The organism is Pseudomonas sp. S5F11 (genome assembly GCF_019641515.1).
GTDB classification, from domain to species: Bacteria; Pseudomonadota; Gammaproteobacteria; order Pseudomonadales; family Pseudomonadaceae; genus Aquipseudomonas; species Aquipseudomonas rhodesiae.
This window is the reverse complement of record NZ_JAIFJZ010000002.1, coordinates 22,818-40,222: the sequence shown is the minus strand read 5'-3', so window position 1 is coordinate 40,222 and position 17,405 is coordinate 22,818. Positions and strand designations below refer to the sequence as shown.

The following is a 17,405-nucleotide window of genomic DNA, read 5'->3' as shown; positions in this document are numbered from 1 at the left end:
TCACAGCTCCACGCTAAAGCTGGTAATGCCCACCTTGTCGGCAAACTTCACCACGGCTTTTAGGCTGGTCCAGATCCGCAGGGGCTCGCGCCGGCTGCGCACGGGCACCAGGCGCGCCGTGGGGCCGCCTAGGCGCACGGAAAGCGTCCACTGCGCGTTATCCCCTTTGACCCGGCCGACCACCACGTCACGGATCGCGTGCTGGGCCACCAGGTGCGCCAGGGAATCTAACTGTATCGCCTCACCGATCATTCTTTCAGCGCCTCCAGGCGCGCCGTGGCGACGTTATCGACGTGGACATACAGCGCCTCAATCGTCGTGTCGTTGAGTGCCCCGGCCGCCTCCAGGCCCTCGATTAGACTTTGCGCACGGTCGACCCATATCTGCACGATGCGACTGTTTTCGGCGCGCTCGATGCAGGCCAGGTGCTGTTCTACACACTTGTGCGGCTTGGGCGGCAGCACGATCCCGCCCAGCGGGTCGATTAGGCTCATGCCGGCACCGCCGGCAGGTCGACCAGCAGGTCGCGTAATTCAATCCAGGGGTGTTGGGCAAACTCGGTGGCCAAGGGGCAGCCGTCGACGTGGATGAACGGCGCGCGCGCGTCCTGGGCGAGTTGTTCGGCCAGGCAGCCTGGGCAGGTCACTTGCAGGCCGTCCAGCACCCAACGCTCCCCCCAAAATTCCAGGGCTTCCTGCAAGCGGTAGCGGGCCGCGTTACTGTCACGCGCGCTCATTACAGCCACCCAGCGGCGCGGCCGTTATCTAGGCGCTGGCTCAGGGTGCGCGCCTGTTCAGTCGTCAAGGCCTCGGCCACCATCAAGCCCCACAAGAAGCCGCGCAGCTGGTTTTGTGTGCGCAGCATGCCGGCATGCGTGAGGGCTTCATCGCGCAGCCCCTCAACCGTGGGCCGTAAATGCGGCAAGGCCCCGGCAGGATCAGCCTGGGCGATCAGGTCATCAAAATACTGATTGGCGGCCTCAATGGCGGCCGGGTCGGTCAGGGGTTCGTACATGCGTGGATTCCTTTTCGCGTGAGGGGGTGATAGTGCGTAAAACCAGTCTAGGGGGGTGCGGTGCGCCAGTCTATGGGGGATTGGTTGCCGTGGGCCTAAAAAAAGGCCCCCACACCTGGCCTGGGTGTGGGGGCCTTTTTTACATAAGTGGCGTTATTCGTAAGGCGGGTTACTCGCTATGGGCAGCGTTCAACAGCATATGCACGTCCCTGGCCAGGTCACGGCACAGGTCGTTGTACACCTCGCGGGCCATTACGACGCGCTCAGTGGCCAGGGCCAAGCCTTCAATATCAGCCTTGTCGTGTGCATTCATTACCTCCACAGCGGCATACCAGGCTTGTTTGGCAGACTGGGCGGCATCGCTGGCGGGCTTGAGTTGGTCAGTTTCGATCATCGGCATGGCGGGGGTTCCTTTCAAGTTAAAAGCTTTTCGGAAACGTGAAAAAAGTAAGGCTATTCGTCGCCTCACGGTGGACGCCGGCACTGTCGTGACCCAGCGCGGAAAAACCCCAAGTGGAACCGCCCAGGTCGTGACAGCACGCTGTAGGCATTCCAACCGAGGCGACAACGATCATGCGCATTTTGAAAACCGTACTGCTCTGGCTGCTGCAACAACTCCTACGCGCCGCCATCCGGCAGGCCCTTCGTACGGCGTGGGAGTGGTGGCGGTCATGACGGCGCCGGGGGTTCCTTTCTATTGCGTTCGTTATGGGTAACGCGCCCTACCGCACGCCTTCGGCCCGCTCGATGGCCGATTGCACCAGGGCCGACAGCCGGACCAATTCAAGGTGGTACGCCTCTTGGGCTTCGTCGATGCCGCGCATCCGCTCGGTGTGTTCGGCATGGCTGTCCGTCACATGCTGGCCCCGGGATGCCTCTACAAGCGCGTCACAGCGGGCATTGGCCGCGCGGATTCGGCTCAGCTGCTCGGCCAGGGGCTTACTGTCAATTAAGGGCATGGCGGGGGGCTCCTTTCTGCTCAGTTCACGTCAGGGTGATTGAGTTCTGCGCTCAGCTGTTCTTCCACACCCCACGCATACGCCGCGTCGGCTTGCTCCAGCAGCTCGGCCAGCTCGCTGTCATCAATCACACCATTGGCATGCAACGTATTGGCCAGCTCGATCAGCGTCCGCTGTTGGGCTTCGGGGTTTTCCAGCAACGCGGCCCGATCATCATAGATCAATTGCCACTGTTCCAGGTTAGGGTTATGCGTGGTTTGTTTCATTGGATAGCCTTCGATAAGTTGGATATACCTGGATAGACCGCTTACACATGGTAAGGTTTGGTCTATCCCAACACCTCTTCACACATTATAATATTGTGCCGGCCGGCCAACTTGCCTATTCCACTTTTTAAGGGCAAAAAAAAAGGACCGTCATGGTCACTTTCTTTATGCTTACTAACTCAGTGTTACCGCTGTTGAGGTATCACCTCCGGCTGACAAATCAGCCTTTCACTCGGCCTTACAGGCCCGTACTGTTGGCCTCTCGGGCCATCACCCGTAGGCACATCGCCACCTTGTAACAACATCATAACAACTACCGCAACCGTTCTTATTGTTTTATACATCTGTTTATTTTTTGACATAAAAGTCCTCTTATAGTTAGTTTTTTGCCGGCAAATTACCACTATAAAAGTATCTTTATAAGGCTCAATGTTCTCCCGACATAAATAAGATAACATTTAAAAGTAGAAACACAATAGCCAAGACAAACTTTTTTCAATAAATATTATAGTACTTGAAAGTATACCCAAGTTGAAGAAGTTGCCAACTTTCTAAGTCGCCTTATAGTTGCCGCTAACTTTGGCGTTGAAGTCGCACGACTGCCGGGGGTCGGCCTCATATATCCCGCACACAGCAGGAATGCTGCGGGACGTTGGGCAAACCTCGATCCATCACCACAACGTTGGCCACCTCGGGTAAACCAGCTGGCAGTGCGGGCACGTCAGCATCTGACGCGACCACAGGTCACGTGGCCACTGGTACAGAACCCGAGCAAGCTCCAGGGCCGTGGCCCAGCTTTCCCCAGGGCGAGCAACAGCCCGCACCCTAGCATCCGTAGCAGGGTCGAAGGCCGTCAATTCGCTTGGTCTTCCCTGCACCGCGTTTGCCGGCGACAAGCCTTCAATTCGATGGCATTAGCCACAGCAGTAGTTGCGAGCATTTTGCTATCAATCATGCCCGCGTCAGTCTCGTATTAAATGCGCGGTATGGGTCATCAGGATCACCAGGCCCCATGGGGAGCCCTTCGGGATCCAGGATCGCCCTATATCAGAATCAGACTGGGCAGAAACAACCGAAGGGCACAGCAGGCGCGCCTCATTAATGGCATACACCTTTGGGAATCCTGTTCACAGATGTAAATATTGGTGTGTTGACCAGCCCGTTCCTTATCTAGGCGTCATAACAACTTGCCCTCTATAGGCGGTTGAAATCGACCTCGTAAAATCGCGACAGGGACGTTTTAGGGCGGCATGCCATGCGCTTGCCAGCCCTAACGAGGCGCGCCGCTCAAACAGCGTTACAAGCCGTGTGGAGAAAAGAGCCTGTAGGCAGCCCCCATTGGAGAAAGTCATCAGTCCGAACTTTCAACAACTTTTGCAGGATCTAAAGATCGCAGCAACTTCTCAAAATGCTGGCTCAACAATTCGGGATTGATGCCTTTCATACACTTAAATTCAACACGCGATCCAACGATCTTCAGTTTCCCTAGACCTTCAAACCCTATGCCGGTGACTTTCGCTGAAGCAGGAAACTTGGTGGCGGCCGCAATTGCTTTTTCAATGTGCCGAAGCGCCGCTTCCTGCTGAACGCCATCCTTGGCCATGGAGATAACCGTAGTTTCTACAAGCTCCAGATGGGTCTTGGAAAATTCAAGAAACCTTTTGGCGTAATTCCCAGTAATTAGTGTTGGATTTGTATCGAGCAAGCTACGTATTTTCTCTGACAGCTGCATAAGCGAGAGACAGCGACTCACGGTCGATACGTTAACTCCCAACCTACGCGCCAACGCTCGCTGACTTTGTTCTTCGCCATTTTCAAGGATCCGGTGATAGCTGCGTCCAAGCTCATAATCGCTAAGATCCTCTTGGTTGTTATCGGTGAGCGCTAACAGCATTGCCACGCCGTCAGACATTTCGCGGACCAGTGCTTGGATCGTTGTCCATCCAAGCAATTTCACACTACGCCATCGGCGCTCCCCGCCGATTAGCTCATATTTACCCTCAGGCAAAGGTCGAACAAGAATTGGTTTACCAAGGCCGATAGCCTGGATAGAGGTAGCCAGTTCATCAATAGCTTTCTCATCGAAAACCATGCGTGGCTGATATTTAGACTGCACGATATTTGCGACTGGAATATCGCTCAGAGCTGACTTCCCACTGAGCCATTCACCTTCCAAGGGTTTTATAGTCGGAACATCCTCGGGCGTTGCTTCATTATTTATTCCGGCATTTTTAAGCATATCGGCGCGCGCAGTGGATCTGCGAACAACACTTGAGTTCGCACCTGGAATTGGCTCGGGTTGGCGCAGCCCTACCATCGTTCGGTTCCGCTTGTTCCCTGGAAAGTCATTAGATTTCATGGGTTAACCTCAATTTTCTTATTGGTGTTGCTAGTAGCAACACCGCTGCATCGACCGGGTGAAGAGAGGAGTGTTGCTAGTAGCAACACACTACCCTTCGTTTGCCAAGGTTCGGATACGCCCGAGAATTTCACTGTAAACATCCCTGGCAGCATCAAGCGTTGCCTTATTTGCCCCCTTCCAAAGCATCAACGGGATCCCCAGGTCCAGCGCCTTTTCATAGTCTTCGGAAAAATAAATCTTTTCGTCAGTAACACCGCCTGGGAACAGTTCATTGAGAGTCACGAGATTGCTCAGTAAACGGCTGCGATTCCGCTTGAACATAGTAGGTATCGCAGAAATTGCCGGGGCAAATTTGTATTCCTTGGCGAACCTGGCACACCAGTCATGCAAGCGAATCAGCGCACGGAATGAAAATTTATCCATGCGTACAGGGCACAACAGTAACTCGCTGGCCGCAACGGAATTCTTGGTCAGTCGAGAGCCAGACGGTGCATTATCGAAAATTATCAAATCGTAAACCGATAAGTCACAACCAGGGATTTGACCCGTGTTGCCATCCTCGATCCATTTCGCGTACCACATGTCAGAGTTGTTGGAAGCATCCAGTGGAACCCCCAAGTCTTCTAAATAGGCGTCAGCGGGGATCAGGTGGATACCGTTCTCACCGAAGGGTTTTTTAATAACCTGGTCCAACGTCTTTTCTTCAAATGGTCGCATGCGTAGCAAAGGCCCTATTAGGTTACCCAAGTGACCATCAACCAGTCGGTCTGCTGGTATGCCCATTTCCACTAAGTCTTCAGGACCTAGATCGGGGTCATAGCCCAACGTACCTGAGGTGTCACCCTGCGGATCATTGTCGATCAATAGAACCTTCAAGCCCGCTAACTGGCAGTAAATCGACAGATTTACCGCCGTGGTTGTCTTCGATGTCCCACCTTTGGGAACGAACGTTGAAACTACGATCTGACGGGGGAGGCCTTTGGCCTGGTTGAGCGAGCGACGTAAAGCTGAAATCTCGAAAATATCCGGGATGGTGTAAGCCCGTGAGGGCACAGAACCGCGAGCAACACGGCGAATGTTGACACCGTGTTCTTCTTCAATGTCCTTCAAGCGTCGGGTAGTTAGTCCAAAGCAGCCGGCCGCAAAGGCTGGCGGATATACGAGGTTTTGAAAATCTACGAAATTCTGAATTTCATCCGATGTTTCGTTTTCGACATTCATAGCAGGCGTCCAATTGAGTGGCGATTACCGCAGTTCATAAATTTACGACAAAATAGCACGAATTCAGGTTTTATCGTGTTTTTCAGCCATATACCTGAATCATGCGATTTACTAATGAAATAGCGGCTTTGCGGGTGCAACCGCTGATTGAAATCAAATCCGCAATAATTTTGGTAATCAGCGCTTCAGCGATGCATGGCGGTGCGAGCTTCGCGATGAACTCAAGAACGCTTGGCAGGTTTTTTGGATGGGCCAGCTCAACGAGAGGCACCTCCAATACGGAATGAACACCTGTGGTATATTCTGTGACAGACATAAATTGCTCCTAACCAGGTAGTTTTGTCTCACGCTAGGGGTGGTTGCAGCCGCGCCCTGGCGATCCTCTTTTCAAAGTTTTACCCCATGAACGCCAAAACCTTTATGGCGTCCTGCGGTACACGCCCAGTCATCACCAAGAAGCTTCGCCATACTTCATATGGCACCGTAAATTCTCCATTCTTAAACGCTCTTATGCGTCGATTCCCGGACAGCTCAAGCAACTGAGCAAGCTTCTTATCTGTGTCAAACTCCTTAAAGTGCTCCTGGAAGTGTTCAAAGTAAGCACGAACGATTTCCGGGGCTGGTGGTACCCATCCTTCATTTTTTCTCAGCAGATGGGTGCGTGGGTATTGGGTTTCATCAACCTTGGTCTGCGGCGGTAGCCTGGGGGCTTTAAGGTTGGCTTCAAGCTGCGCAATTGCGGCTTTCGTCCCTTCCTCAAAAACCATTGCCTGCTGTGTGGAGATGCCTGGCAATTCGATAAACATTGTGCAGCTCCTGTAAGGGTCAGAGTTGGGAGGGGGCTTCCCCCCCCGCTCTCTACCGTGGCGACAGCTCGATACGTCGAACGTCTGAAACACGGATGTTTACTAAACTCAGAGTTCCTGTAGCTACTGTTTTCCAATGACCGCCCTGGTGAATGTGCATCAGGGCATAGAAAAGGTAGTCAGGTAACAGAAGGTCTAGCCGGGTAATCCGTATGCCGATATGTTCAGGGTTGAACTCACGGCTGGGCTCCCCGCATCGATCCGCTGACCCTCTCCGAACTATCCAGAAATGAGCCTCTGGAAAGTTAGTCTGAATCGTCGCTACATCTGAAAGTCTCATCTCGTTCTCCGTCAGCGGCAACGACTAGCCTCCTCAAGAGTCGAGTGGCTCTCTGCGTGCCACCAACAACATCATCTTAGGCTGAATCAGCCTAAGTAGCAAGAAATAATTAGGCTAAATCAGCCTAACTAATAGTTTGCTTGCTGTGACTTATAACTCGCTTTCCGGCCTGTTCTGTCGCGGCGCCTTGATCACCCCCTCCTACAATTCGCCTCGGTCACACCGGCCGAGGCGACCCCGCGCAGCACTCCCTCACATGGTCGCCCTCCGCTGATCGATCTGGCTGACTCCGGCCTCAAAAACGCCTCCAATACTGACTAACCCGCTTTTGCTCTTATCGCGAACAAGGGCCACATTCTGGTCACCTTGCGACAAAATCAGCTATTCCGCTCGCGCGTTTAATAAGTGGTGATAAAATAGGTTATCACCACTTTTAGAAAGGTTCGTCCGTATGTCGATTTTTCAGCAAGTGCAGGGCTCTTTTCGTAGACGCGCAGCCAAAAACCTGAATGAACGGGCAGGGCGGGTGCATCTGGTCAATCGCCGGCAAGAATCGCCCCGGGGCAACTTTGTGTTTCCCGGTACCGACTACCTGGACGACATCGAGGTCTATGGCCATCGTGTTGGCCACGTCGATTACGGCGTTAATCCCTTGGGCGATCGCCTGTACATCAACATGCTCGAAATCGATCCTGTGCAGCAGCAGAAAGGCACCGGCTTGAGTGTGCTGTGGCAGCTGTGGTGCACGCACCAGGTACCGATAGTGCCGCTGTACCAATACACCTCATCCGATGGTTTCTGGTACCGGGCTCGCCAGCGCTTGGCTGCCGCCGGCGCAGTGCTTGAGCCCGAGCTGCGCGGCCAGGAGCAAATGGCGCTGGAACAAGAGCGCTGGCAGCATCTGGTGCCCGAGCCGGAACACGAACGCTTGATCCGGGAACTGAAGGCTTCTCCGGAGTGGCCGGCCATCAAGGCCCGCATGGAAGCGGAGTACGGCCCATGCGACAAGGACTGATCGCCACCGGCGCCGGCGTACGACGCCTGAACGCCGCCGAGTTCCAGCAGCTGGCCAGCGTGCCGGCAGCGGCCGAATGGTTCGCCAATATCGATAACCCGCGCACTCGACGCGCCTACCAGATCGACCTAGCAGACTTCTGCAGCTTTGTCGGGCTCACCGGCGCCGATGAATTTCGCGCAGTCACGCGTGCGCACGTACTCGCCTGGCGGGCCCAGCTGGAAACCCGGGGCCTGGCCGGCGCCACGATTCGACGCAAACTGGCGGCGCTGGCAAGCCTGTTCGATCACCTCCTGGAGAACAATGCCGTCGCCGGCGGCAATCCCGTGCACGGCGTCAAACGGCCGCGAATTGAAACCAATGAGGGCAAAACGCCGGCACTGGGGGATCACCAGGCCAAGTCTCTGCTCGATGCGCCGGATCCTGACACCCTGAAAGGTCGACGCGACCGGGCGATTTTGGCGGTGCTGCTGTATCACGGCCTACGCCGGGAAGAGGCCGCGCAACTTATGAACGGCGATCTGCAGGAGCGCCGTGGTATCAAACACCTGCAGGTGAGAGGGAAGGGCGGTAAAACACGCTATTTGCCGCTGCACCCGGTTGCCGCAGAACGGATCTACGCGTACCTGGAGCGCGACAACAAACGCGAGCCAGGTAACGGCCCGCTGTTCCGCTCGATGCGTGGCAAGACCACCGGCGCCCGAGTGACGGGTAATGGGATATATAAGATCGTGGCTCAGTGGGCCAGCGTGGTGGGGATCGATGTTGATGGCCTGGGTGTGCATGGCCTGCGCGCAACAGCCGCAACCAATGCCCTGGATCATGACGCCGATATCGCCAAGGTCCAGGTTTGGCTAGGTCACGCCAATATCAGTACGACGCGCCTCTATGACCGTCGCGGCCAGCGGCCGGAAGATTCACCGACCTACAAGGTGAAGTACTGAAATGTGTTTTCGCCGCGTCCACCAGCATGCGCGACACGTCAAGCCAATGGATGGAACGGAGTGCCATTTTTGGTCAATGTGATAAGTACAGGCATGCTGGATTCATTGACGATGTCCCACACCCAAAAATTCTTACCTTCTGGCCCCATGAGGTGCGAGCTGTCTATCACTTGATGCCGCATCGCGTCAGTTGCGGCCAAAATTTCAAAGCTGTACCTCGGTGTATTGGTCGCCTGGTCATACGGCCCAGCGCCTAAGCGGAATCTGGCTCCAGGAAGAATCGTGATGTTGGGTTCATTGCGCATAGTCGATTTTCCGTGATGTCAAATGTCCATTCCCAGGTCGTCAGGTTCATGATCAGGCCCTGATTGGATATCCCGAGAACTCTTGTCTTTCTTCGACAGCTCAAGCCGAGGGGGCTTATGGTCTGTCTGCGACAGTGGCGCGGCACTTTCCTGGCCCCGGCTCTCGGGCTTGACAGCTCCATGCTGTAATCCAGCAGACTCCAACACCGTACGTGTATTAGACACCAGGTTATTGAAGCGCTCCCGCACAGGTGAGGCTTTAGACACATCCACAGCCTGGGACCGGACGGCCTTCCCATCTGCACCGTATTGGTAAGAAATCACAACACGATCACCTACATTAAAACGCTGAGGAGCGATCAACGCGCGGTCGTGGATCGTGATCGACTGGTCGTCAAGACGGAGCCAAACGAAATTGGTCGAACTCATTTCAACGCTGCCTGCGTATGACTGAGAATTGCCAATGCCTGGCAGCAAAACGCCTTGAATTAGCGATCTTTCGATGAGTCGATCATTGCAAATAGGAAGTACCTTCTCATCGAACCAACTGACTCCCTCCAGCGGCACGCGTGCGATCACTCCGTCTTTTTTAAAGCCAAGTTGTACAGGCGGTACCGGTGTCGCGCCATTGTTATGACTGCTGTTGTCGAAAATGTAGGCGAAGTCGCTAAGGTCCAGAGCGGACGGCAGCAGGGCTAGGGTACGGTGGTACCGCTCGATAATTTTCTGTGGGTCAACATCGTGGCCGTTTTGCGCTACACGCGCGGCTACACGCGCGATGTTTATATGGGGATCCCGAGTTGCAACAAAAGCGAGCTCAACTTGGTATCCGCGTACCCGGGCCTCATCAAGAAGGGCTACACGTCCAGGTGTAGACATAACTGTTTCAAAGGCAAAGGATGCCCCGCTCGCAAGAGCATCCCTACGTCGAGTTTCAGCTGTTTGCGCGGCAAAGAGATTTCGTTGCCTGAGGTCAGAAATATTGCCGAACTCTGTCCGGGCAATATCGTCAGCATTGATATACACATCAGGAAGGCTTTGAGCAGCCTGAAAGCCGCCTATCAAAGTACTCTTCCCTGAGCCATTCGGACCTGCGAAAACGATGGCGCGAGGTCCGATCCGAGTATTTACATGAGTCATGCGTGTCGTTTGACTACCTTGCCTTTGGAGGCCGGTACAGTTTTAGGCGCAGCGATTTGCACTTCTGATTCCCGGACGTCGCCCTTCGTGATGAAGGGTTTCGAGGAGCCATCTGGAAAGCGAAACACCCATTTGCCGTTCACTTCTTCGGCATGGGGTAGGCCAAGTTCGTCTGCCTTTCTCGCAGCTTTCGCAGTGGCAACAGCCATGATTTCGGAAACCTTATCGAGACCGATTTCTTCGAATAGCGATTGAGCCATGACAACCCCCTGAGTCGAGACGAAATTACTGGGTTTCCTCGTATCAGTATATCAGATTTAGTGGTCCGACTAGGGCCGTCCCCCGCGCCCCTATTATGGGTAGCGGGGTCAATAGCATCAGATCGCATTGAACACCGGTTTGAACAACCCCCGTAGCAACTCGTTACCGGCGTCGACCAGGTGATTGTCATCGAAGTAAAGCGGCACGCCACCTTTGGAGCCCATGCACTGCCCATCCGGGCAAAGGTAGGGCACAGGATCCACGGCTTTGGCGTGGCATTGGGCAACGGCAGAATCGATAGCGGCATTCGCCAATCGGTTACGCTGTTCGTAGGTGGCCAGCGGCACTGTTATATCTGACTTGCTGCCAAGGATCCGTGACTGCAGGTTGAGCCCCTTGTACACGCTGAACGGCATTTCAGGAATTGGTCGTACAATGTACACAGGATGCTGCTCTGCAATGGCACAAACGGTTTTGGCGTATTCAGCCTTGAACGACTCAGCAAAATCCTTCTCACGCTGATACTTATCCCCGTTGAAATACACCCGAAAGCCATTATCTCGACTGTGATCTGAGTAAAGCGCGGCGCGACTAAAAAGCACAACAGGTATTCCCTGGTAAGACTCTTTCAAAGCCGCCAACTTGACCTGGTTGAAGCTGTGGCATTTGCTCTCTAGATCTTTGTCTTGCATCTGAAAATCCAACAAGGTGGGGCAGCCACCGCGCGCCCAAGACAGCGCCGCACCTTTGTTGTCCAATTGTACGGCTGCAGCAGTTGATTGGGCATGGCTGTCACCAAACAGGATCACAGACACATTCCCTGACCCAAGCTTGCAGTCGGAGGCGCCGAAATCGTTCGGAAAACACTCCTGATTGTAAAGCTTGCTGGAGTAAGCCGGCTGGCCCTGGTCGACAAAGGCAAAACGCACTTGCGGATGATCCTTGACCACTGACGCAGTGATAGCAGCGACCGCCACCACGGCAAGTCCGCTGCCGGCGTATTTGAATATCGTATTGTTCGCTTTGGCTGATTTAGTTGTGCGAGCTTCGACCGCGTAGAACGACAGGGCGCCAAGTGCAAAGGACAGCAGAATTGCCAAAGCCACATGGACTGTGCTGTCCAATAGCCCACAGGTGTAGAGGAACACGACAATCGGCCAGTGCCACAGATAGACCGAGTAGGAGATTTTTCCGGTGAATTGCAACGCGCGGTTAGAACTGAACAGAGAATTGGTGTTTGCGTAAATCACCAATGCAGTGCCGATTACAGGAAGAGCGGCCAGGTAGCCAGGCCAGTAATCGTGTTCGGAAAAAAAATACACGCCGGTCATTACCAACGCCAAACCAAGCACTTCAAATGCTATTTTGGCTCCGCGTGACAGCGCCAAAGGAAAGAGGAAAACCAATCCGCCGGCGATCATTTCCCAGGCCCGGGTTGGCAACATATAGAACGCAAATACTGGATGACTAGATGTGACTACGACCGAGGCAGCCAATGAACAGGCGCCTATGATGACTAAGGCTAGCCGGGTACGCGTGTCGCCCAAGTACTTGTACAAACCCATCACAACGACCGGGTACAGTAGGTAAAACTGCCACTCGACGGAAAGAGACCAGGTGTGAAGCAACCAGTTTTCGTGCAGAGGCGCGTCAAAGTAACTGCCGCCCTTGGCGAACATGAAATTCGACCAGAACACCAAGCTACTTTTAACGGTGCGTAGCATTTCACGGTAGTCATCCAGCGCTAAGTACACAAAACCGAACACCATCAGGGCTACGCACAGCACAACCAGCGCCGGAATTATCCTCCGTGCCCTGGATGCATAGAAACTCAGTAATGAAAAGTTACCCTCGCGCAAACCGCTGAAAATAATGCCGGTCATCAGAAACCCGGAAATCACAAAAAAGACATCAACACCGGTAAATCCGCCCCTGAAACTCTCAATCTTGAAGTGAAACATGACCACCGCTATAACGGCCAAAGCCCGGAGCGCGTTTATGTTGTTGCGAAACTGCATGTACATTTCCTTAGGGTAGTAGCTGCAACGCATTTCCAATGCAGCCCTGATGGGCTGCTAGGGGGCTATTACTTGCTTTTGTGTCTCCGTCACAAACCGGCGGCGTTTAGCAATGGGTTGCTGTTTTGAGTATTGCTTGCGGTCTTGTAGTGTTTAGCGAGTACGCCTCGCTTATCGAATTCAAATACAGTGGTTTCGCTGACGTTTTTTTTGCTGGTGAATGGGACTCCAGGGATAAAGGTATATCCGTAGCTCCAGATTTCAGTGCCCGCAACCTCAGACTTATTACCTGGTTGACCAAGAACGCTAATCACGTCGTTTTTCGTAGTTTTTTTGTCAGTGAATGTAGCCATTTGAGCAGGACTGACGTTCACACCGGTAGTGTAATCAAGCGGCGCGCTTACGTTCGCAATTTGCGCACAGCCGGATACCGCTACAAACAAGGCGGCGATAACAAAGGCTTTCTTAAACATGTGTTAATTCCTTTAAAACATGGACGCCACAACAACATCCCTCTACGGGCACGGCCCCGGTTTTTTTAGGCCAGGGCTTTAGGGTGCAGCTGGGCGTATTCTATTGTGAATTTAGTCGCGATTGTCATCGCGATGCCACGGGCTGAATAGATCATCCCATTCATCCTGTTGTTTGCTGAATTCAAAGCGCTTACGTGGAGCCTTAGAATCCGTTTCACGGAACAGTTTGAAGAACAACACCGCAGGAACCGAGCCAGCCACGAGCAACAGAAGTGACAAACCAAAGGCCCAGCCAGGCAGATGCCGCAAGGCTAAGGTAGAAAATAGTGCACACGCGATGGGAAGAATGATGCAGATCAAAGCTTTCCCGATCCATTTAATCACGCCAAACTTGGTCATTTGCGGCTCCTTGTACGCTTCCATCGCCCTATACCGAGGCGGCAGATCCGCCGCGTTTTCATCGAACTCAGGGTTGGTGATCTTCTACCAGCGAGTAACCTTCCTCCGGTTCACACAGAATGAAGGACACGCCCCAGTACAGGTGGCTCACGATCAGGCTCTTACGAACCTTGAATTGCATGTGTTCCTCCTGGCGGAACTGGGCTGCACCGGGATGGTAGTGCGGCAGCCAATACTCAGCCCCGAAACTGGCCAATGTTCGTCGTGCAGCGCGAATCAATTGATCGGCTATGTCTTCCTCTTCAAACGTGAACGTGAAGTGGATTTCATCGTCTCGCGGGTCGATGGCTTCCACTCGTTCGACGTAGCGAGGGGTGATATTGAGTCCTTCCCAAAGCCCTTGCAGAGCAACGTTCAACCGCTGGAGCTTTTCCTGTCGTTTCAAGACTGCCAAGTCCTGGGTTGCTACCTGTATAAGTGGCGGATGAGTCTTGGCTGATTCTGCACTTGCCCGAGCGATGGGATCGTTAGCCAACGCAAACACACGCTCCCCTTCACGCATTGCCTGCTGTGGCTCCAAACACATTAAATCCTGCTCAACGCCATTCACTGATGCAATCCAGTGCCCAGCAGCGCTGAAATCACCTTCAATAGCTAACCCGAACTCCTCAGGCGTACCGACATAAATTGCAGGGTTGGTAGGGTGTCGAATGATCGTCATAGCTGTTTTCCATTCCACCCGCAGGGTGTAAACCAGGGGGTTATTTACAGCGACTTGGCCGCTTCCAGCACCTCGACAATCGTCGCCTGCAGGTCGGCCGCATCCTCGGGCTTGAGTGTGATCTGCCAGAACAGGTCGCTGCCGGTACCACCGAACACGTCGACCACGGGAATCTTGTCGAACGTCACAGTCCTTTCCTCGAAGCGCACATCTGTCAGTGGCGAAGCCAGCTTGGTGTACGGCTGGCCAAGGTCGACATGCAGGTGCCGGGGCGACACCTGAAACTTGACAGGCGCGGCCTGGGCGAACGAAGCGAACGGGCGGTACTCACGGGTTTGCATCAGCATGATGGGGGTTCCTTGGGTTATTGATGGGATGCGTTTAGTTAAGGGTTGGCGATTCCACACCCGAGGCGTCGAATCGGCCTTGGAGAACGGCAGAACGCGCAATCTCATCATTAGCGTCCTGCATCGCCAGCCGAGACGCCTGCACGGCGTCATTGACTGGTTTGAGTTGCGCGGTGTCGATCTTCGGCATGGTGGGGATTCCTTTCAGGTCGGTTCGTTTTGGGTAGCCCCGACTGGCGTGGCTTGAGGTGTCGCGGCGTTTTCATGGACTTCAGTACGTCGAGCAGGTCGTATAGCCGTAATTGGTGATGCAGTTGGTGTTTTTAGGCGTGTAGACCGGATTCTGGGGTGCTACGACGGAGGGCTGCATCCTAGCCCCTACACGATCCGCCACTGTGGCCAGATCCGCGCACGTCAATTCCATAACCGGGCGATCGGCTTCACCCACTACGGTGGCGCCGGCCTGTGCCAGGCTCGCCTGGACCATGTTGCCTAGCTTTGCCTGGTCGTACAGGTATTGGCTGGGATACCCCTGAGTCTGAAAAACCACGTAATGGTTGAATTGGTTGACACTCATCAACTGCTCGCGCTTGCAGATACTGGCTTGGGCGACGCGCGTGGCGATGTGATGGTAATCGGATTCGGGCAGTTGGGTTACGCAGCCAGTGAGTGCTAGCGCACTGGCGAGTGTTATAGCGATCCGTGTCATTTTGGCTTCTCTTGCTGCTTGACTCAGCGGGCACAAAGTGCCCAACTCCTACTGCAAAAGGCCCAATCAAGGGCCGGTGGTATGCTGCGATTTTTCCTCGGTATCGCGCTGGTCAGGCCGGGGCTCATTCTAGGCCCATTCTCACGCGCTGTCGGCCGCACCTGCTTGTCGCAGCTTGGCTGCTTTCAGTGCTTGCTCGCATTGCCATACTTCTTCTTGCAGCTCTTTCTGGTGTTCCTCGCGACGACGCTCATGGTTGTGGCTCCCTTCGCCGCGCTCGCTGTCACGGTGCAGTTCTTCCAAGTAAGCTGCCTTCGCTGCATCAAGCGCGGCCTGTGCATCTGCCACTGTTTGGCTCATGGGTATGTCCTTGTTCTAGGCGGGCTCGACAATCTCACCCTCTCCTAACTACCCAGCCCCACGTTTTGACGGCGGGGCTTGGGTGCACCTGGTTCGCTTTCCTATCGGCTGATGCCTTGGGCGGATAGGCCCAAGTCAGCAATACTGTATTGGTCAAGATCAGGGCGCAGGTTCAACGTTCCGCGAGCCGCTTCCAGTGTCTCAATGGCATGCCGCTCAAGAACGTGGAACAAGAATTCTGCATCCCCCACCGTGTCGTTGCAGTCGCGCTTTAGCGCTGACGTGAGAGCATTTTTCAGCCAATCGCTGGTGTCCGGTGATGCCATGATCGCTTCGATTTCAGCCTTGACGCTCATAGGTCATTTTCCTTCAACTCAGCAAACGGGCGACAGCGCATCGTTTGCTGACGATGAGGGCACATAAACTGGTTCGCTCTGCGCAGCTTCCTTCTGGTAGGCCATTTCGATGCGGTACGCAATTTCATCCTCAAGGTTGTCATAGTCGACGTTTTTGCCGTCCTCGTCGCGCAGCCCACCATAGTTGAACACTACAAGGTGCTTACGAAACCCTTTGCCCTTACGCGCACTTGGCATTTTGAAAAAAATCTTCAACCGGCTGTCATTAAAGTTCGGCAGGGTGTCAGCCTTTTCGGCAGTGATGTGAAGTACCGTATTGAGTTGCATCTGAACTATCCCGCTATACGATTCCACCTCTGTGGCTTCAATCGATGTGTAGGGGACTAACCCATCGGCATTGAAAAACCAGATGCCCTTGTCCTTGAGGATCATCAAAGTTTGGGAGCCGGCGTTGCGATTCAGCCACGCCATGCCCAAGTACCAAAACGAACAAACGAGTAGCAGCGTAGCGATTCCATTGGACTCCATACGGAACCCTTGGATGGCCATAGCCAAGAATACAATGCCACCTAATAAAGCCCTCACAGGCACGCGGCGACGCTCAGTGAACGCCATATCATTGATTGAGCTTTTCATGATTTTCCTTTTAGTAATAGGCGCGAAAAACGCATCCCTGTACTGCAAAAGGCCCTTTCGGGCCGGTGGTATGAAACCGATTTTTCCGTTAAGTCGCGGCTGACTTTTCAACCATCAAATCGAGGTCATCAGCCGTGACGCTCATTGGTCGTTTTCCTACTTGTCGGCTTGTTCCTCGCGACCCCAAATTTCCAAGGAGTCGCGCAATGCGTGTTGGTAGTCGTCCCAAAGGCCACGCGCCTTGAGTGCTTTCTCAATGTAGTGACGTTCCTTTTCAGCGTAATCAGCATGTCGTACCGCTTTCCAAACGGCGGACAGGCAGACGGCGCAGATCAGAAGCAACAGCACCACCGTGCCTGAGAGGATGTATAGGGTCATCACTGATGTTTTCCCTCAACTGGCTGCACTTTCACGGCAGCCATTTCCTCGACGGTTTCACCGTGCAACTCGTAGAAATCGTGATCCTTCCAAGCCTCACAGAAATCTGCCGAAAGCCCGGTGACTGCGACCATGAACGAGGTGCAGTCAGCATCGCTATAGGCTGGGCGTCCATCCATTTGCTTGATGAAGTGCGGGAACGCCTCCTGGTCAGCAACAACCACTTTTGCTGGCACGGCATCGTGAACAAGCCCAATCAGGCTGATGTAACGCCAATGAGCCGCATCAAGCGCTTCACGCTCTGCCTCAGTGGCCCGCTCAAGAACAGCGGTGAATTGGTCTGGTGTCATGGTGGTCTTCATCGGATATATCCCT

The 17,405-nt window shown here is 54.0% G+C and carries 29 protein-coding genes; 2 read left to right on the top strand and 27 right to left on the bottom strand.

Annotation, left to right across the window (positions count from 1 at the left end; genetic code table 11):
- The 12 genes from K1567_RS27185 to K1567_RS27810 form a co-directional block, all read right to left on the bottom strand.
- A complete protein-coding gene (locus K1567_RS27185; RefSeq protein ID WP_198831260.1) occupies positions 1 to 252 on the bottom strand; it encodes a hypothetical protein in 252 nt (83 codons plus the stop codon).
- A complete protein-coding gene (locus K1567_RS27180; protein WP_220699110.1) occupies positions 249 to 494 on the bottom strand; it encodes a hypothetical protein in 246 nt (81 codons plus the stop codon). Before K1567_RS27180 ends, K1567_RS27185 begins: the two co-directional genes overlap by 4 nt.
- Positions 491 to 736 carry a hypothetical protein gene (locus tag K1567_RS27175; RefSeq protein ID WP_220699109.1) on the bottom strand — a complete coding sequence of 82 codons (246 nt, stop codon included), beginning with the start codon at positions 734 to 736 and terminating at the stop codon, positions 491 to 493. Before K1567_RS27175 ends, K1567_RS27180 begins: the two co-directional genes overlap by 4 nt.
- The gene (locus K1567_RS27170) at positions 736 to 1,014 is read right to left on the bottom strand and encodes a hypothetical protein (RefSeq protein ID WP_220699108.1); all 279 of its coding nucleotides are present in this window, start codon (positions 1,012 to 1,014) and stop codon (positions 736 to 738) included. The genes K1567_RS27175 and K1567_RS27170 overlap by 1 nt, the downstream gene beginning before the upstream one ends.
- A 169-nt stretch (positions 1,015 to 1,183) precedes the next feature.
- Positions 1,184 to 1,414, bottom strand: coding sequence for a hypothetical protein (locus K1567_RS27165; protein WP_220699107.1), 231 nt, complete (start codon positions 1,412 to 1,414; stop codon positions 1,184 to 1,186).
- A 322-nt stretch (positions 1,415 to 1,736) separates the two neighbouring features.
- Positions 1,737 to 1,973 (bottom strand): hypothetical protein, encoded by a 237-nt coding sequence (locus tag K1567_RS27160; RefSeq protein ID WP_220699106.1) that lies wholly within the window; start codon positions 1,971 to 1,973, stop codon positions 1,737 to 1,739.
- Positions 1,974 to 1,993: 20 nt separating this feature from the next.
- A complete protein-coding gene (locus K1567_RS27155; RefSeq protein ID WP_220699105.1) occupies positions 1,994 to 2,239 on the bottom strand; it encodes a hypothetical protein in 246 nt (81 codons plus the stop codon).
- A gap of 1,351 nt (positions 2,240 to 3,590) precedes the next feature.
- Positions 3,591 to 4,598 (bottom strand): ParB/RepB/Spo0J family partition protein, encoded by a 1,008-nt coding sequence (locus tag K1567_RS27150; RefSeq protein WP_220699104.1) that lies wholly within the window; start codon positions 4,596 to 4,598, stop codon positions 3,591 to 3,593.
- A gap of 90 nt (positions 4,599 to 4,688) precedes the next feature.
- Complete coding sequence (locus K1567_RS27145) at positions 4,689 to 5,822, bottom strand: ParA family protein (protein ID WP_220699103.1); 1,134 nt, start codon at positions 5,820 to 5,822, stop codon at positions 4,689 to 4,691.
- Positions 5,823 to 5,904: 82 nt separating this feature from the next.
- On the bottom strand, positions 5,905 to 6,138 hold the full coding sequence (locus K1567_RS27140; RefSeq protein ID WP_220699102.1) for a hypothetical protein: 234 nt from the start codon (positions 6,136 to 6,138) through the stop codon (positions 5,905 to 5,907).
- A 79-nt stretch (positions 6,139 to 6,217) separates the two neighbouring features.
- Positions 6,218 to 6,628 (bottom strand): hypothetical protein, encoded by a 411-nt coding sequence (locus tag K1567_RS27135; RefSeq protein ID WP_220699101.1) that lies wholly within the window; start codon positions 6,626 to 6,628, stop codon positions 6,218 to 6,220.
- Positions 6,629 to 6,680: 52 nt separating this feature from the next.
- Positions 6,681 to 6,968, bottom strand: a complete 288-nt coding sequence (locus K1567_RS27810; protein WP_310794513.1) for a hypothetical protein — start codon at positions 6,966 to 6,968, stop codon at positions 6,681 to 6,683.
- A gap of 451 nt (positions 6,969 to 7,419) precedes the next feature.
- On the opposite strand from K1567_RS27810, the gene K1567_RS27130 reads away from it, so the two are divergent.
- Both K1567_RS27130 and K1567_RS27125 read left to right on the top strand, forming a co-directional pair.
- The gene (locus K1567_RS27130; RefSeq protein ID WP_220699100.1) at positions 7,420 to 7,983 is read left to right on the top strand and encodes an N-acetyltransferase; all 564 of its coding nucleotides are present in this window, start codon (positions 7,420 to 7,422) and stop codon (positions 7,981 to 7,983) included.
- Positions 7,968 to 8,927, top strand: a complete 960-nt coding sequence (locus K1567_RS27125) for a tyrosine-type recombinase/integrase (RefSeq protein ID WP_220699099.1) — start codon at positions 7,968 to 7,970, stop codon at positions 8,925 to 8,927. The genes K1567_RS27130 and K1567_RS27125 overlap by 16 nt, the downstream gene beginning before the upstream one ends.
- A 38-nt stretch (positions 8,928 to 8,965) precedes the next feature.
- On the opposite strand, the gene K1567_RS27120 is transcribed toward K1567_RS27125, so the two are convergent.
- The 15 genes from K1567_RS27120 to K1567_RS27050 all read right to left on the bottom strand — a co-directional run bounded on the left by K1567_RS27120 (position 8,966) and on the right by K1567_RS27050 (position 17,392).
- On the bottom strand, positions 8,966 to 9,232 hold the full coding sequence (locus K1567_RS27120; RefSeq protein ID WP_220699098.1) for a hypothetical protein: 267 nt from the start codon (positions 9,230 to 9,232) through the stop codon (positions 8,966 to 8,968).
- Between the two features lie 18 nt (positions 9,233 to 9,250).
- Positions 9,251 to 10,372: a zeta toxin family protein gene (locus K1567_RS27115; protein ID WP_220699097.1), complete on the bottom strand. Its 1,122-nt coding sequence runs from the start codon at positions 10,370 to 10,372 to the stop codon at positions 9,251 to 9,253.
- Positions 10,369 to 10,632: a hypothetical protein gene (locus K1567_RS27110; protein ID WP_220699096.1), complete on the bottom strand. Its 264-nt coding sequence runs from the start codon at positions 10,630 to 10,632 to the stop codon at positions 10,369 to 10,371. Before K1567_RS27110 ends, K1567_RS27115 begins: the two co-directional genes overlap by 4 nt.
- 117 nt (positions 10,633 to 10,749) lie before the next feature.
- Entirely contained in the window at positions 10,750 to 12,651 is a 1,902-nt protein-coding gene (locus K1567_RS27105) for an acyltransferase family protein (protein ID WP_220699095.1), read from the bottom strand.
- A gap of 89 nt (positions 12,652 to 12,740) precedes the next feature.
- The gene (locus K1567_RS27100; RefSeq protein ID WP_220699094.1) at positions 12,741 to 13,124 is read right to left on the bottom strand and encodes a hypothetical protein; all 384 of its coding nucleotides are present in this window, start codon (positions 13,122 to 13,124) and stop codon (positions 12,741 to 12,743) included.
- 111 nt (positions 13,125 to 13,235) lie between these two features.
- Complete coding sequence (locus K1567_RS27095) at positions 13,236 to 13,523, bottom strand: hypothetical protein (protein WP_220699093.1); 288 nt, start codon at positions 13,521 to 13,523, stop codon at positions 13,236 to 13,238.
- Between the two features lie 67 nt (positions 13,524 to 13,590).
- Complete coding sequence (locus tag K1567_RS27090) at positions 13,591 to 14,244, bottom strand: hypothetical protein (RefSeq protein WP_220699092.1); 654 nt, start codon at positions 14,242 to 14,244, stop codon at positions 13,591 to 13,593.
- A 44-nt stretch (positions 14,245 to 14,288) separates the two neighbouring features.
- On the bottom strand, positions 14,289 to 14,591 hold the full coding sequence (locus K1567_RS27085; RefSeq protein ID WP_220699091.1) for a hypothetical protein: 303 nt from the start codon (positions 14,589 to 14,591) through the stop codon (positions 14,289 to 14,291).
- A gap of 34 nt (positions 14,592 to 14,625) precedes the next feature.
- Complete coding sequence (locus K1567_RS27080; RefSeq protein ID WP_220699090.1) at positions 14,626 to 14,781, bottom strand: hypothetical protein; 156 nt, start codon at positions 14,779 to 14,781, stop codon at positions 14,626 to 14,628.
- An 81-nt stretch (positions 14,782 to 14,862) separates the two neighbouring features.
- Complete coding sequence (locus K1567_RS27075; protein ID WP_220699089.1) at positions 14,863 to 15,300, bottom strand: hypothetical protein; 438 nt, start codon at positions 15,298 to 15,300, stop codon at positions 14,863 to 14,865.
- Between the two features lie 141 nt (positions 15,301 to 15,441).
- Positions 15,442 to 15,660, bottom strand: coding sequence for a hypothetical protein (locus K1567_RS27070; protein ID WP_220699088.1), 219 nt, complete (start codon positions 15,658 to 15,660; stop codon positions 15,442 to 15,444).
- 101 nt (positions 15,661 to 15,761) lie between these two features.
- On the bottom strand, positions 15,762 to 16,016 hold the full coding sequence (locus K1567_RS27065) for a hypothetical protein (RefSeq protein ID WP_220699087.1): 255 nt from the start codon (positions 16,014 to 16,016) through the stop codon (positions 15,762 to 15,764).
- An 18-nt stretch (positions 16,017 to 16,034) separates the two neighbouring features.
- Complete coding sequence (locus tag K1567_RS27060; protein WP_220699086.1) at positions 16,035 to 16,652, bottom strand: hypothetical protein; 618 nt, start codon at positions 16,650 to 16,652, stop codon at positions 16,035 to 16,037.
- A gap of 156 nt (positions 16,653 to 16,808) precedes the next feature.
- Positions 16,809 to 17,030, bottom strand: coding sequence for a hypothetical protein (locus tag K1567_RS27055; RefSeq protein WP_220699085.1), 222 nt, complete (start codon positions 17,028 to 17,030; stop codon positions 16,809 to 16,811).
- Positions 17,030 to 17,392, bottom strand: coding sequence for a hypothetical protein (locus K1567_RS27050; protein ID WP_220699084.1), 363 nt, complete (start codon positions 17,390 to 17,392; stop codon positions 17,030 to 17,032). Before K1567_RS27050 ends, K1567_RS27055 begins: the two co-directional genes overlap by 1 nt.
- Positions 17,393 to 17,405: the final 13 nt, after the last annotated feature.

What these genes read in the sequence shown, in the direction of transcription:
- K1567_RS27810 (WP_310794513.1), bottom strand. Translation starts at nt 6,968, where the DNA reads ATGAGACTTTCAGATGTAGCGACGATTCAGACTAACTTTCCAGAGGCT.
- K1567_RS27070 (WP_220699088.1), bottom strand. Translation starts at nt 15,660, where the DNA reads ATGAGCCAAACAGTGGCAGATGCACAGGCCGCGCTTGATGCAGCGAAG.
- K1567_RS27115 (WP_220699097.1), bottom strand. Translation starts at nt 10,372, where the DNA reads ATGACTCATGTAAATACTCGGATCGGACCTCGCGCCATCGTTTTCGCA.
- K1567_RS27100 (WP_220699094.1), bottom strand. Translation starts at nt 13,124, where the DNA reads ATGTTTAAGAAAGCCTTTGTTATCGCCGCCTTGTTTGTAGCGGTATCC.
- K1567_RS27110 (WP_220699096.1), bottom strand. Translation starts at nt 10,632, where the DNA reads ATGGCTCAATCGCTATTCGAAGAAATCGGTCTCGATAAGGTTTCCGAA.
- K1567_RS27120 (WP_220699098.1), bottom strand. Translation starts at nt 9,232, where the DNA reads ATGCGCAATGAACCCAACATCACGATTCTTCCTGGAGCCAGATTCCGC.
- K1567_RS27165 (WP_220699107.1), bottom strand. Translation starts at nt 1,414, where the DNA reads ATGCCGATGATCGAAACTGACCAACTCAAGCCCGCCAGCGATGCCGCC.
- K1567_RS27060 (WP_220699086.1), bottom strand. Translation starts at nt 16,652, where the DNA reads ATGAAAAGCTCAATCAATGATATGGCGTTCACTGAGCGTCGCCGCGTG.
- K1567_RS27095 (WP_220699093.1), bottom strand. Translation starts at nt 13,523, where the DNA reads ATGACCAAGTTTGGCGTGATTAAATGGATCGGGAAAGCTTTGATCTGC.
- K1567_RS27185 (WP_198831260.1), bottom strand. Translation starts at nt 252, where the DNA reads ATGATCGGTGAGGCGATACAGTTAGATTCCCTGGCGCACCTGGTGGCC.
- K1567_RS27065 (WP_220699087.1), bottom strand. Translation starts at nt 16,016, where the DNA reads ATGAGCGTCAAGGCTGAAATCGAAGCGATCATGGCATCACCGGACACC.
- K1567_RS27140 (WP_220699102.1), bottom strand. Translation starts at nt 6,138, where the DNA reads ATGTCTGTCACAGAATATACCACAGGTGTTCATTCCGTATTGGAGGTG.
- K1567_RS27180 (WP_220699110.1), bottom strand. Translation starts at nt 494, where the DNA reads ATGAGCCTAATCGACCCGCTGGGCGGGATCGTGCTGCCGCCCAAGCCG.
- K1567_RS27170 (WP_220699108.1), bottom strand. Translation starts at nt 1,014, where the DNA reads ATGTACGAACCCCTGACCGACCCGGCCGCCATTGAGGCCGCCAATCAG.
- K1567_RS27125 (WP_220699099.1), top strand. Translation starts at nt 7,968, where the DNA reads ATGCGACAAGGACTGATCGCCACCGGCGCCGGCGTACGACGCCTGAAC.
- K1567_RS27160 (WP_220699106.1), bottom strand. Translation starts at nt 1,973, where the DNA reads ATGCCCTTAATTGACAGTAAGCCCCTGGCCGAGCAGCTGAGCCGAATC.
- K1567_RS27080 (WP_220699090.1), bottom strand. Translation starts at nt 14,781, where the DNA reads ATGCCGAAGATCGACACCGCGCAACTCAAACCAGTCAATGACGCCGTG.
- K1567_RS27150 (WP_220699104.1), bottom strand. Translation starts at nt 4,598, where the DNA reads ATGAAATCTAATGACTTTCCAGGGAACAAGCGGAACCGAACGATGGTA.
- K1567_RS27090 (WP_220699092.1), bottom strand. Translation starts at nt 14,244, where the DNA reads ATGACGATCATTCGACACCCTACCAACCCTGCAATTTATGTCGGTACG.
- K1567_RS27175 (WP_220699109.1), bottom strand. Translation starts at nt 736, where the DNA reads ATGAGCGCGCGTGACAGTAACGCGGCCCGCTACCGCTTGCAGGAAGCC.
- K1567_RS27105 (WP_220699095.1), bottom strand. Translation starts at nt 12,651, where the DNA reads ATGCAGTTTCGCAACAACATAAACGCGCTCCGGGCTTTGGCCGTTATA.
- K1567_RS27145 (WP_220699103.1), bottom strand. Translation starts at nt 5,822, where the DNA reads ATGAATGTCGAAAACGAAACATCGGATGAAATTCAGAATTTCGTAGAT.
- K1567_RS27155 (WP_220699105.1), bottom strand. Translation starts at nt 2,239, where the DNA reads ATGAAACAAACCACGCATAACCCTAACCTGGAACAGTGGCAATTGATC.
- K1567_RS27135 (WP_220699101.1), bottom strand. Translation starts at nt 6,628, where the DNA reads ATGTTTATCGAATTGCCAGGCATCTCCACACAGCAGGCAATGGTTTTT.
- K1567_RS27085 (WP_220699091.1), bottom strand. Translation starts at nt 14,591, where the DNA reads ATGCTGATGCAAACCCGTGAGTACCGCCCGTTCGCTTCGTTCGCCCAG.
- K1567_RS27075 (WP_220699089.1), bottom strand. Translation starts at nt 15,300, where the DNA reads ATGACACGGATCGCTATAACACTCGCCAGTGCGCTAGCACTCACTGGC.
- K1567_RS27055 (WP_220699085.1), bottom strand. Translation starts at nt 17,030, where the DNA reads ATGACCCTATACATCCTCTCAGGCACGGTGGTGCTGTTGCTTCTGATC.
- K1567_RS27050 (WP_220699084.1), bottom strand. Translation starts at nt 17,392, where the DNA reads ATGAAGACCACCATGACACCAGACCAATTCACCGCTGTTCTTGAGCGG.
- K1567_RS27130 (WP_220699100.1), top strand. Translation starts at nt 7,420, where the DNA reads ATGTCGATTTTTCAGCAAGTGCAGGGCTCTTTTCGTAGACGCGCAGCC.